Here is a 12,576-nt window from a genome sequence, read left to right on the forward strand (position 1 = left end):
TTCTTTGGCCCCGAGCGGTATGGGGCCTTGTTGCTGTCCCTCGGGACAGATGCTCTATGCCTGCGCAGCGCACGGTTTTCATATGAAAAGGGGTGCCGCAGCCATTGAAAGCGTTACTTGAGGCTTTTGCCGCGGACCGGGACTTCCAATCGGTCGTCTCCGGGTTCCGCAAAGGGATGAGGGAGCAGCTGATTTCAGGCTTGGCAGGCTCCTCCCGCCAGGTGCTGATGGCGGCTCTGCGCCGCGAATTCGATCAGCCGATCCTGGTCGTGACCCACAATATGTTCTCGGCACAGAAAATCGCCGAGGACCTGCAGGAGCTCTGCAAGGATGATGAAGTCCTGCTGTATCCCGCGAACGAACTGGTCGCCGCCGAAGCCGCCGTCTCGAGTCCCGAGATGCTCGCCCAGCGGATGGATGTGCTCATCCGACTGTCCAGGGGATTCCGCGGGATCGTTGTCGTTCCCTTCTCCGGCGTTCGCCGCTATCTGCCTCTCAAAGGCGTGATGGCAGAAGCGCAGATCGAGATCAAGGTCGGGGATACGCTCCCGCTGGAGCAGTTTCTTCAGCGCATGAACAGCTTAGGCTATGTCCGTGTGGACCGCGTAGAGAACCGGGGAGAGATGAGCGTTCGCGGCGGCATAGCGGACTTCTACCCGCTGACTTCGCCGGTCGCCGTGCGGATGGAATGGTTCGACGACGAGATCGACTCCATCCGTTCGTTCGATCCGGAAGGGCAGCGCTCCATCGACAAGATGAACGCATACACCGTTCCCCCGTGCCAAGAGCTGATCGCGGACGAACGGCGCTTCGGCGCGGCCGCGCAGCATGGCGCGGAGCTGCTCGAGAAGCAGCTGGAGCGCATGACCGACCGAACCGCGAAGGAACGGCTGCGCACGGAAATCGGAGCGGAGCTGGAGCGGCTGCGCCAGCACATCCATTTCCCCGATCTTTATAAATACATCGCCTTGCTCTATCCCGAGCGCCAGACGCTGTTCGACTATATGCCGGAGGATACGCTGCTCGTGCTCGACGAGCCGACGCGGCTCATCGAGACGGGCCGCCAGCTGGAGCGCGACGAGGCGGAGTGGCAGGCTCATCTGCTCTCGAACGGCAAGTCGCTGCCTGGCATCCAGCTGGCCCGCGAGGCGGACGAGGTGCTGCACAACCGCAAGTTCCCGGCGCTCTTCCTTTCACTGTTCCTGCGCCAGATTCCGCATACGCAGCCGCAGAACATCCTGAACTTCATGTGCCGCAGCATGCAGAATTTCCATGGGCAGATGAACGTGCTGAAGGCGGAGATGGAGCGATGGAAAAAAGCCGGCGCAAGCGTGCTCATGCTGGCCGGCGGCAGCGAGCGGATCGAGCGCCTGCGCCGGGTGCTCGGCGATTACGACATCGAACCGCCAGTCATACTGGAAGGCGGCTTGCAGAGCGGCTTCGAGCTTCCGGGCTCGCATCTGGTCGTCATTACGGAGAGCGAGCTGTTCTCGCAGAAATCGCGCAAGACCCGCCGCGTGGACAAGAATATCGACAATGCCGAGCGGATCAAGAGCTATACGGAGCTCAAGGTCGGCGATTATGTCGTCCATCAGAACCATGGCATCGGCAAGTACATGGGCATCGGAACGCTTGAGATCGGCGGCATCCACAAGGACTACATGCATATCATGTATGCCGGCGGCGACAAGCTCTCCGTGCCGATCGACCAGATCGACCTCATCCAGAAATACGTCGGATCCGAGGAGAAGGAGCCGAAGGTCTATAAGCTTGGCGGCAACGAATGGACACGGGTCAAGAACAAGGTCCGCAGCTCCGTCAAGGATATCGCCGACGATCTCATCAAGCTGTACGCCCAGCGCCAGGAAGCCAAGGGCTTCGGCTTCGGACAGGATACGGCCTACCAGAACGAATTCGAGGCGATGTTCCCGTACGACGAGACCCCTGACCAGCTGCGCGCCATTCGCGAAATCAAGAAGGACATGGAGCTGCAGCGTCCGATGGACCGGCTGCTGTGCGGCGACGTCGGCTACGGCAAGACCGAGGTTGCCGTCCGCGCCGCCTTCAAAGCTGCCATCGAAGGCAAGCAGGTTGCCGTGCTCGTGCCGACGACGATCCTCGCCCAGCAGCATTACGAGACATTCCGGGAGCGGTTCGCCGACTTTCCGTTCAATGTCCAGGTGCTCAGCCGCTTCCGCTCCCGCAAGGAGCAGACGGATACGATGAAAGGGCTCAAGGCCGGAACGGTCGACGTCGTCATCGGCACGCATCGTCTGCTGTCGCAAGATATCGTGTTCAAGGACCTCGGACTGCTCATCGTCGACGAGGAGCAGCGGTTCGGCGTGTCCCACAAGGAGAAGCTCAAGCGGCTCAAGACCAATGTGGACGTGCTGACGCTGACGGCGACTCCGATACCGCGGACGCTGCATATGTCCATGCTCGGCGTGCGCGACCTGTCCGTCATCGAGACGCCTCCTGAGAACCGGTTCCCGGTGCAGACCTACGTCGTCGAATACAATACGGCTCTCGTGCGCGAGGCGATCGAGCGCGAGCTGGCCCGCGGCGGACAGGTGTACTACCTGTACAACCGGGTCCAAGGCATTTATCAGATGGCGGAGCTGCTCTCCTCGCTCGTGCCGGAGGCGCGGGTGGCGGTCGGCCACGGGCAGATGTCGGAGCAGGAGCTGGAAAAGACGATTCTCGATTTCCTCGACGGGGAATCGGATGTCCTGGTGAGCACGAGCATCATCGAGACCGGCGTCGACATTCCGAACGTCAACACGCTCATCGTCCATGACGCGGACAAAATGGGCCTGTCCCAGCTGTACCAGCTGCGGGGACGGGTCGGCCGCTCCAACCGGATCGCCTACGCCTACTTCACCTACCAGCGCGACAAGGTGCTGACGGAAGTCGCCGAGAAGAGGCTCCAGTCGATCAAGGAGTTCACGGAGCTCGGCTCCGGCTTCAAGATCGCGATGAGGGATCTTGCCATTCGCGGAGCGGGCAATCTGCTCGGAGCGGAGCAGCATGGCTTCATCGCCTCGGTCGGCTTCGATCTGTATTCGCAGATGCTGGCCGACGAGATCGCCCGCCGCAAGAAGGAAATGTACGGGGAGGAAGAAGAGACGGAGAAGCCTGTCAGCACCGTCATCGACCTCAGCCTGGATGCTTACCTGCCTTCGGATTATATTTACGACAGCATCCAGAAGATCGAGATCTACAAGAAGGTCGCTTCCCTGTCCTCGCTGGACGATGCCGAAGACTTGCGCGAGGAGCTGACCGACCGCTTCGGCGATCTGCCGCAGGCGGTCGATACTCTGCTCGACGTGGCGAGGCTGAAAATCTACGGCTCGTTGTACGGCATCGAGTCCGTAAGCGGCAAGGGCGACGAATGGACGCTCAATTTCGCGGCACGCGCGGCGCAGCGGATCGATATCCGGGCGATTGACAAGCTATGCCTCGACTTCGAGAACCGGTTCAAGCGCGGCGGCGCCAAGGACGCGGTGACGGAGCTGGCGCTGCGGGGCAAGGGACTCGGCAGCGAGGAGCGTCTCGCGCTCACGCTTAGCTTCCTGGAGCGGATGAAGGAAGCGGTGAAGCCGGCAGCACAGCTGGAGAAATCGGCAGGGGGCAAATAAGTCCCCCTGTTCAGGCGACCAGTTTCAATGGACTATTGTCCGGCTTGCAGACCGCAAACCGCTTACATGGCATAGATGGAAAACATCTGGTACACTGGAATCAAGCCTGAAAAGACCGAGAGGAGAACGTTATGCATATTTCGAGCAAGCGCCCTGCCTGGGGACGCAGCCTGCTGCTGATTCTTGCGGCTGTCCTGGCCGTGTCGCTGGCAGCATGCGGCAAGAAGGACAATGGGGAATCCGGCTCCAAGGATTCCGGGAAGACGATCGCCGAGTACAAGGGCGGAACGGTAACGGAAAAGGAATTCACCACGTTCACGAACGTGCTCAAGATCATCAACCCGCAAATGGAGCCATACCTCGGAATGGCCGAATACAAAAATATGCTGCTCGACCAGTATATCGGGTACCACATCGTCTATAACGACGCCTCCAAGGAAGCGAAGGACAAAGCAACCAAGGACGCGGATACCGAATATGGCAAGATCGAGGAAGCCGTTACGAAGGACAAGCTCGACGAAGAGCTCAAGACCAACAGCATCACCTCGACCGACGTGAAGGATTTCATCCGCCTCTCTATCGGCGTATCCGAAGCGATGGCAGCCAAGGTTACGGATGAAGACGTGACGAAATACTTCAATGACAACAAGCAAAGCCTGATCAAGGTCGACGTGCGCCACGTGCTGGTCGGCTTCCAGGATTCCGCCGGCAAGGAACGTTCCAAGGAAGACGCTCTGAAGCGCGCCAAGGAAGCCAAGGCGAAGCTTGAAGCTGCAGGCGCGGACTGGAATGCCCTCGCCAAGGAATACTCCGATGATCCCGGCTCCAGCAGCACCGGAGGCCTGTACTCGAATGCCGATCCTTCCACATATGTAGAGGCATTCAAGAAAGCTTGCCTGGAGCAGAAGGTCGGCGTCGTAGGCGAACCTGTGGAGACAGAATACGGCTACCACGTCATCAAGGTCGAGAAGCGCGATGAGCCGACGCTGGAAAACTCCAAGCAGACGATCAAGGAAACGATCGGCCAGACCAAGCTGAACGATTACATGCAGAATGAAGTTCCAAAGCTGATCACGAAGAAGGAAGAATTCAAGGATCCGTCCCCGAGCCCTGCAGCCAGCCCTGCAGCTAGCCCGGCGGCCAACTCCGGCGCCGAGAACGGTGCGGCTACGAATTCCTCCGACGCGGCAGCGAACAACGGCTCCAAGTAAACCAATGGCTACACCCGCGCGCGGCTTCCGCATGCGGGTGTTTTTTTCCTGAAGAGAATAAAAAGCACCGATGCAGATACGGCTAAGAAGATGGTATCCATCCCATCGAATTACTTGGTAATACTATGTATGATTTGGAAATCGAACGCAGCTGGAGAGAAGCAGGAACAGATGAGCGGCTCCTGTACCGGTTGAAACCCATAAGGCATAAGGGAAATCCAGGAGCCGCCCGTTCGGAATTCCCCCGTTCTGAATAGAGCTCCTGTTCGCCTAGGGCGGGACGGGCGGCTGGAGAATTTGGGAGTACGGGAAGCCAGACTGGGCAAAATAAGTCGGCAAGCCGAATTCAGGCGGGCGGCCTCAGGCAGCTGCAGGCGGGATTTCGAACCCCGCCCGGCCTAGCTCCCGCGGAGGCTCGGACCGGCCGGGCCTGCATAAGAATTTGGGAGCGGATGAATACTATGGTCAGATTCGAAGATATACGCCTGACAAGGATCAGCTCCTGTTTCCGCATAAAAGAAGCAAACGCCAGCGTCCAGTCGACTTTACTACTCTTCAAGGAAAGTGGGGCAACATGACAATGAAAGCAACTGGAATCGTGCGCCGGATCGATGATCTCGGCCGTGTCGTTATCCCGAAGGAAATCCGCCGTACGCTTCGCATCCGCGAAGGAGACCCGCTGGAGATATTTGTCGATCGCGACGGGGAAGTCATCCTCAAGAAGTACTCCCCGATCGGCGAGCTGGGCGACTTCGCCAAGGAATATGCGGAATCGCTCAGCGAAGGCACCGGACACATCACCCTGATCACGGACCGGGATACGGTCATCGCCAGCGCGGGAGCTTCCAAGAAGGAATATATGGACAAGCCGGTCGGTCCTCTGCTGGAAACGGCGATGGACAACCGCAAGACGGCAGTGGAAACGGCAAGCGGCGAATACGAAGTCGTCAAGAACGGTCCCGAAACCTATTCCTCCTTCGTCGCGGCCCCGATCATCGCCGGCGGGGATCCGATCGGCACGGTCGTTCTGCTCAGCAAGGACGATTCCGTCAAAATGGCGCAGATGGAAATCAAGATGTCGGAAACCGCAGCCGGCTTCCTGGCCAAGCAAATGGAACAGTAGCATACAGCAGGACAAGCTTCCTTCGGGCATCACGCGAGCGGGAGCTTGTTTTTTTGCATCCGAATGAAGCGTTCAAGATCCGTCCGCAAGTACGATCAAGCCGCTGTCGCCCGCAAACAGAAGGGTCGCGGCTTGGGCGGGGGAGAGCGTGACCGACTGCGGAGAGAGCAGCGTCCGAAGCGACCCTGCCTCGCACAGCTCCAGCTCGAGCTCGGCCGGGTTCAGCGTGATGTAGGACGAAGATGAGCCGTAAGCCACACTCCGGAACAGCGTGCCTCCATCCCGAATCATGAGGTCGGCAGGGGCTCGGCCGGCAGCCAGATGGAGCAGCCGGATCCGGGCGCGGTCGGCAGACGACTCCCGCTCATCCTCGAACAGGAGAAGCTCCCCGTCTCCGGCTGCAGCCGCCGTCATCCAAGTTCCGCTGCGCAAGTCGAGGTCTGCTGCGGCGACGGGGGATCGGGATTGCTCCTCCTGAATTCTAAGCAGGCAACGGCCTGGACGGACTTCAAGATAGGCGGATGCCCCAAGATAATCGAGCTGCTGAACGGTCGTTCCGAGGTGGAATTCAAGTTTCTCCTTGCCGGTCTGGACATGGAGAAGCCGGATATAAGCGGGCGGGAGCTCGGCTGAATCGGGCAGCTCGGGAGCGGGATGGAGCTCGCCGCCTCCTGTCTGCGGTTCTCTGGGAACAGGGCTTCCCGAATTCGACAAATAGGGGCTATCCGTCGAACTGCCATAAGAAGAGGCCGAAGAGAGCGGCAATCCGCCTGCAGCCGCTGCAGCGGACTTCTGCGGGGCTGCGCCGGCCGCCCAGTCGGGCATGATTGAAGCTGCGCCAGCTGGCCCAGGCCAGAAGCTTGGGGAGGGGTGGCCGTAGCTGCCCGGATAACCCGTCGATGCGGAGAGCCCTTGGAAACCGGAGGGAGCTGGAAAGCCTGGGAAAGAGGGAGGGAACCCCGCTTCCTCGGAACTCCAATGCGGTGCGGCCGCTTGGTAAGGCAGAGCGGCATTTCCTGGCTGCCCATGCGGGGCGGGATAACCGTAGGGGTTGGCGCCGGCGTATCCGGACAAGCCAGGAGCGGCGTTGTAGTTCGCGGATCCGGGATAGGCCGCAGCCGGCTGCCAGGCTTGCGGGCCGTCGAGTCCGGGAAGTCCGGACACGGCGGCAGCCGGAGTTCCGTGAGCCGGAGCGGCGCCGAACGGAAGACCGTGCTGCCGCACAAGCGCGGCCAGCCGGGACAGCGCCTCGGAGTGAAGCTGGCGGTAATAACGCCCCCATTCGGGCTCGCTGTATTCGTAAAGTCCGGCCAGCATGCCGTAAAGGCTGGCCTTCTGCCATTCTTCCCATACGGGCTGATGGTTGGACATGGACAAGTCTCCTCCCTGTCTGGGTCATCGCTCTTCAACACCTGCTATTCGACTATATGCGCCAATGGTTATCCAACATACGGAGTTGGGCCCCGTACTTTCGACAGCTAGTCGTCCTCTTCATCCCGTTCGGGCGAATAAGGTATAATGAGGCGACGAATTCGGTCGGGGAGACAAAGAGGATATGCCGAAGCAGAAGTGGGAGAAAGGCGCGTTAAGCGGTGCGGCGCTGCTTGCGGGAGCGGCTCTGCTGTCCAAGCTTATCGGGACGCTCCAGAAAATACCGCTGCAAAATATTGCAGGCGACCGGGTTTTCGGCATTTATAATGCCGTTTATCCGTTCTATCAGCTGATGCTGGTGCTGGCAACGGCCGGGCTGCCCGTGGCGGTCGCCATCCGTACCGCATCGCTGTTGGAAGAAGGGGACAAGCAGGGAGCGCGCCGCGCGGGAGCGGCCGGCGTCCTGCTGCTCTCGGTGCTTGGAGCGGCCGGGTTCGCCATTTTGTGGACCGGCGCTTCCGGTTTCGCAGACCTGATCGGCGATTCCTCGGCAGAAACATCGATCCGGGCGGTCGCGGCGGCGCTGTGGGTCGTGCCTGCGATGGCCGCTTTGCGTGGTTATACGCAGGGAACAGGGGATATGAGGCCGACCGCCTGGTCGCAGCTGATCGAGCAGCTCGTGCGCGTTGCGGTCATGCTGCTGCTGCTTGATCTGGGATGGTCCGCCGGCTGGGATGATTCCTCGTTGGCGGCCGGGGCGATGTCGGGCTCATTTTTCGGCGGTTTTGCCGGCCTGCTGTTCATGATTCGGATGGTTGCGGGGAGAAGGGGAGCAGGGAATCTGGCAAAGGTTGCGGGGAGAAGAAGGGGCCAAGAGGATCTGGCAAAGGCTGCGGAGCGGCGGCTGCCGCTGCCGCTTGTGCTGAGACTGGCTGCAATGGGGATTGAAATTCGCCGTCTTGCAGTGCTGGCGCTGCCCGTCGCGCTCGGCGCGATCGTGGCGCCGGTGCTTGGGGCCGTCGATGCTTTCACGGTCCCGCGTCTTCTTGCAGCCGCGGGCAGCAGTCCGGCCGAAGCGATGAGCGCTTTCGGCCTTTACAGCCGGGGCCAGCCTCTCGTGCAGCTGGTCTCGATGGTCGCCGCCGCCGCCGCCGGAGCGCTCGTGCCGGCGCTGGTGCGCCAGCGGCGGAGCCGCCCGGAGGCGGCAGCGGCGCAAGCCCGGCTCGCCATGCGCGCAGCCTGGCTGATCGGCCTGGCCTCGGCGGCGGGGCTCGTTCTGCTGGCAGAGCCGCTGAACGTCATGTTCTACACCGATGCGGAGGCGACCGGGACGTTGGCGCTTGTATGCGGCACGGCGCTCTTCGCGGCGGTCACCGCGGTCAGTGCGCCGGTGCTGCAGGGGCTTGGCGCCGTGCGCGCGCCGGTGCTCCTGCTGCTGCTCGCCGCGCTGATCAAGACGGCGCTGAACGCCGCGCTCGTGCCGCCGCTCGGCATCGCTGGCGCCGCTTGGGCCGGCATCGCCGCCACCGGCGCCGCCGCGCTGCTCGGCGCGCTCGCGGCCTCGCGCTCGGCGGCTGCGCTCGGCGCGCCTAACCGTGGCGCTCGGCGCGCCAATGGCGCCGCTGCGGCGCTGGCTGCGCTCGCGGCACTGACCGCCGCGGCGCTCGCGGCCTCGCGCGGCCTCGAGCCGCTGCTCGCCGCCGCGCTGCCGCCGCGCCTGCTCGCCGCGGCGCTCACGCTCGCCGGCGTGCTGGCCGGCGGCGCGGCTTATGCCGCCGCCCTGCTGCGGCTGGGCGGCGTCAGCGCCGCGGAGCTTCGCCAGCTGCCTGGCGGCGAGACGCTCGAAGCCGGGCTGCGCCGCCTGAAGCTTCTGCCTCCGGCCTGAAACTCGCAGCTCAGACCCAGACCTAAATATATTGTTGCTGTTATAAGGGCAGGCTTCCCGGGGAGGCTCAGCACTCAAACTGCATGAGCGCTCCAAAAAACTGTTAATTGCCTATAGCATGGTGGTTAGCCATCATTTTCGCGTCCGAAGACAACAACTCTTCCTTACGGGAACTGCCTCATAGACTCATAGTAATAGTACAGGAGCAAATCAAATGAACGGCATGTGGCATTTCGACGAATATCGGACATAGGATCCGTTATTTGCACTTAAAATGGGTTTTTCGCAATTTATCGGACATAAGATCCGTTATTTGTGAACTTTTATCAAGATAGCGAGAGTGGAGAAGGAAATAGCGGAACCAATGTCCGATAGCCCAGCCACGATCACGAATACGGTCAAATAGCGGAACCAATGTCCGATAGCCCAGCAGCGGACACGAATACGGTCAAATAGCGGAACCGATGTCCGATAGCCCGGCAGCGGACACGTAATCCCCCATGCCCTCCGCCCAGCTTAACGCCAATTCCCTCTGCCGCTTCCGCATTATCCCTGCCCAAAACCGAGTTTGAGGTTAAAATATCCTTATTTTCGGCCTCTGGAACCGGTCCGGCTTGCTTCCGGGGCTCGGGACAAGTAAAGTCAGAGGAGGGCCAAGCGCATGCGGAAGCCGCCCTTACCGGGGCTTTAGCTTCTTCTTGCCTCATAGAGCGCTCTTCTTCGTCCCAAAAGGAGGCATTCACAGCCATGACATCCGGATCATCCAGCCTGCCGGGAGCGGCTGAACACATAACGGCCCGGCCGTCCATCACCGTAGCCGGTCTCGGCACAGGCGACGCGGACCAGCTGACGCTGGGCATATGGCGGAGGCTGCAGGCAGCGGCCAAAGTCTATGTCCGCACCGAGAAACATCCTATGATGAGCATGCTTCGCGAGCAAGGCATCGCCGTGGAGCCGTTCGACCTGTTCTACGAGGAATCGGATTCATTCCCGGAGGTATATGACCGGATCGTCGCCGAGCTGTCTTCCCTGGCCAAGGCGGACTTCGAATCGTCCGGCTCCGGCATCCTGTATGCCGTGCCCGGCCACCCGATGGTCGCCGAGCGCACGGTGCAGCTGCTGCGGGAGGTTTGTCCGCAAGAGGACATCGAGCTGACCGTTCTCGGCGGCGAGAGCTTCCTCGACATGGCCTTCACCCGGCTCGGCTTCGACCCGATCGAGGGCTTCCAGCTGCTCGATTCGGCAGAGCTCAAGACGTCGATGCTGCGGCCGCAGCTGCATACGCTGATCGGCCAGGTCTACGATGCGTTCACCGCGTCGGACGTCAAGCTGACGCTGATGGAGCGGTATCCGGAGGACCATCCGGTCGTCATCGGCCATGCGCTCGGCGTGCCGGGCGAGGAGCGCATTCTCACCGTGCCTCTGTACGAGCTCGACAGGGGCCAAGAGTACGGCAACCTGAGCCTGATCTACATACCGGCCAGCTTCGATGAGCGGCTGCAGAACCGCAGCTTCGACCGGCTGCATGAGATCGTCTCCATTCTGCGCAGTCCCGGGGGCTGTCCGTGGGACCGGGAGCAGACTCATCAGTCCATCCGCAAGAACTTCATCGAAGAGCTGTACGAGGCGCTCGAAGCGATCGACCAGGACGACCCTGACGGCATGCGTGAGGAATTCGGCGACGTCATCCTGCAAGTCATGCTTCATAGCCAGATGGAAGAGGAGACCGGGGCGTTCAACGTCTACGACGTCATCCAGGAGCTGAACGAGAAGCTCGTGTTCCGCCATCCTCATGTGTTCGGCGATACGGGAGCTTCGGATTCCGGAGAGGCGCTCGCCAGCTGGGAACGCATGAAAGCCGAGGAGAAGCGGATCAAAGGCCGGGACGGGGACCGCATCTCCGTACTGGACGGAATTCCGCAGGATCTCCCCGCGCTTATGCGCGCTTACAAGCTGCAGAAGAAGGCCTCCAAGGTCGGCTTCGACTGGGACGAGCTCGGTCCGGTCCTCGCCAAGATCGAAGAGGAGCTTCGCGAGGTGCGGGAGGCTGCGGCGCTTGGAGACAAGGACGCCCAGGCCGGCGAGCTCGGCGACCTGCTCTTCGCGGTCGTCAATGCGGCCCGTTTCCTGGATGCGGATCCCGAAGAGGCGCTGGCCCGCACGAACGCCAAATTCCGCAGCCGCTTTCTCTATATCGAGGAGCAGCTCCGTATAAACGGCAAATCTTTTGACCAGACTGATCTACTAGAAATGGATCGCTGGTGGGATGAAGCGAAGAAGAAAGGTTAATAGCCTCCGTTCGACCCTATTCGCGGCTTCTCGACTCTTTTCCGCAAAAAAATTTGGGCAGGCAGCAGGATTTCTCCGTTCTTGAGACGAATACGTTACCCTCGTAAAATTTTCTCTCATGCTCTTGGGCACCGCTTGCGGGAGAGAAGGCAAGAAGCGGCAGGAAGCCGCCGCCTTGTCCGTCAATAAGGGAACGGCTGCTGCTTGCACAGGGCAACTGTCGCACTTTACATGAACATCCATTATCGGGAGGAAATTACTATGAACAAGAACGACCTGATCAACAGCATCGCAACGAAAAGCGGCCTGACCAAGCGCGACGTAGAATCCGTACTCAACAGCTTCCTCGGCGAAGTAACCGACGCCCTGGCATCCGGCGACAAAGTCCAACTGATCGGCTTCGGAACGTTCGAAACCCGCACTCGTTCCGGCCGCACCGGCCGCAACCCGCAAACGGGCCAAGAAATCACGATTCCGGAATCCAAAGTTCCGGCATTCAAAGCCGGCAACAAACTGAAAGAAGCCATCAAGTAAATTGCGTCTGGACAAATTCCTCAAGGTCTCCCGGCTCATCAAGCGGCGCACGGTCGCCAAGGATGTGTCGGAGCAAGGCCGGGTATGGGTGAACGGCCGCGAAGCCAAGCCGAGCAGCTCGGTCAAAGCCGGTGATGAGCTGCGCATCCAGTACGGGCAGAAGTACATCACCGTCCGCATCGAGCGGACGGCGGAGACGACCCGCAAGGACGAGGCTGCGACGATGTACACCTTGCTCAAGGAAGAAGCGCGCGAGCGGGAGGATGACGGCCTCGGCTTCTAGCCGTGATTCCCGAGACCCTCCGCGCCGCGGGCGCGAATGAATAAGCCGATTGGAATGCAGGCCATCTGCATTCCAATCGGCTTTTTTGTCATGTTGTCAAGAAAATTTGAGAGTTTGGCTATTATAGGGTTGACTCGGCGAGCATGCTTTATTATAGTGAACAAGGGGGTAAGTGATAATGATTCTCATTCTTATACAACTAAAAGATTTACAACTACATAGGCCTATGGAGATTTTCAGCC

The 12,576-nt window shown here is 60.6% G+C and carries 8 protein-coding genes; 7 read left to right on the top strand and 1 reads right to left on the bottom strand.

Translation table 11 applies throughout. The features are described from left to right. Positions 1 to 104 precede the first annotated feature (104 nt). From mfd to spoVT, 3 genes are all read left to right on the top strand, one after another. Positions 105 to 3,638, top strand: a complete 3,534-nt coding sequence (gene mfd, locus AC06G8_RS00210; protein WP_447665375.1) for a transcription-repair coupling factor — start codon at positions 105 to 107, stop codon at positions 3,636 to 3,638. Between the two features lie 131 nt (positions 3,639 to 3,769). After that, a complete protein-coding gene (locus AC06G8_RS00215) occupies positions 3,770 to 4,849 on the top strand; it encodes a peptidylprolyl isomerase (RefSeq protein ID WP_480284070.1) in 1,080 nt (359 codons plus the stop codon). A gap of 580 nt (positions 4,850 to 5,429) precedes the next feature. Next, entirely contained in the window at positions 5,430 to 5,972 is a 543-nt protein-coding gene (gene spoVT / locus AC06G8_RS00220; RefSeq protein WP_447665397.1) for a stage V sporulation protein T, read from the top strand. A gap of 72 nt (positions 5,973 to 6,044) precedes the next feature. On the opposite strand, the gene AC06G8_RS00225 is transcribed toward spoVT, so the two are convergent. After that, positions 6,045 to 7,343, bottom strand: a complete 1,299-nt coding sequence (locus AC06G8_RS00225; protein WP_480284071.1) for a DUF4397 domain-containing protein — start codon at positions 7,341 to 7,343, stop codon at positions 6,045 to 6,047. A gap of 184 nt (positions 7,344 to 7,527) precedes the next feature. On the opposite strand from AC06G8_RS00225, the gene AC06G8_RS00230 reads away from it, so the two are divergent. The 4 genes from AC06G8_RS00230 to AC06G8_RS00245 all read left to right on the top strand — a co-directional run bounded on the left by AC06G8_RS00230 (position 7,528) and on the right by AC06G8_RS00245 (position 12,334). Continuing rightward, positions 7,528 to 9,228 (top strand): polysaccharide biosynthesis protein, encoded by a 1,701-nt coding sequence (locus AC06G8_RS00230; protein ID WP_480284072.1) that lies wholly within the window; start codon positions 7,528 to 7,530, stop codon positions 9,226 to 9,228. A gap of 747 nt (positions 9,229 to 9,975) precedes the next feature. Then, complete coding sequence (yabN, locus tag AC06G8_RS00235; protein WP_480284073.1) at positions 9,976 to 11,517, top strand: bifunctional methyltransferase/pyrophosphohydrolase YabN; 1,542 nt, start codon at positions 9,976 to 9,978, stop codon at positions 11,515 to 11,517. A 231-nt stretch (positions 11,518 to 11,748) separates the two neighbouring features. Further along, positions 11,749 to 12,051: an HU family DNA-binding protein gene (locus AC06G8_RS00240; RefSeq protein ID WP_159442458.1), complete on the top strand. Its 303-nt coding sequence runs from the start codon at positions 11,749 to 11,751 to the stop codon at positions 12,049 to 12,051. Position 12,052: 1 nt separating this feature from the next. Continuing rightward, positions 12,053 to 12,334: an RNA-binding S4 domain-containing protein gene (locus AC06G8_RS00245; RefSeq protein ID WP_021881315.1), complete on the top strand. Its 282-nt coding sequence runs from the start codon at positions 12,053 to 12,055 to the stop codon at positions 12,332 to 12,334. Positions 12,335 to 12,576 lie beyond the last annotated feature (242 nt).

The organism is Paenibacillus sp. SJS-P3, assembly GCF_056711585.1.

Coding starts and splice junctions, on each gene's coding strand:
- AC06G8_RS00215 (WP_480284070.1), top strand. CDS start 3,770: ATGCATATTTCGAGCAAGCGCCCTGCCTGGGGACGCAGCCTGCTGCTG.
- spoVT (WP_447665397.1), top strand. CDS start 5,430: ATGAAAGCAACTGGAATCGTGCGCCGGATCGATGATCTCGGCCGTGTC.
- AC06G8_RS00225 (WP_480284071.1), bottom strand. CDS start 7,343: ATGTCCAACCATCAGCCCGTATGGGAAGAATGGCAGAAGGCCAGCCTT.
- AC06G8_RS00230 (WP_480284072.1), top strand. CDS start 7,528: ATGCCGAAGCAGAAGTGGGAGAAAGGCGCGTTAAGCGGTGCGGCGCTG.
- yabN (WP_480284073.1), top strand. CDS start 9,976: ATGACATCCGGATCATCCAGCCTGCCGGGAGCGGCTGAACACATAACG.
- AC06G8_RS00240 (WP_159442458.1), top strand. CDS start 11,749: ATGAACATCCATTATCGGGAGGAAATTACTATGAACAAGAACGACCTG.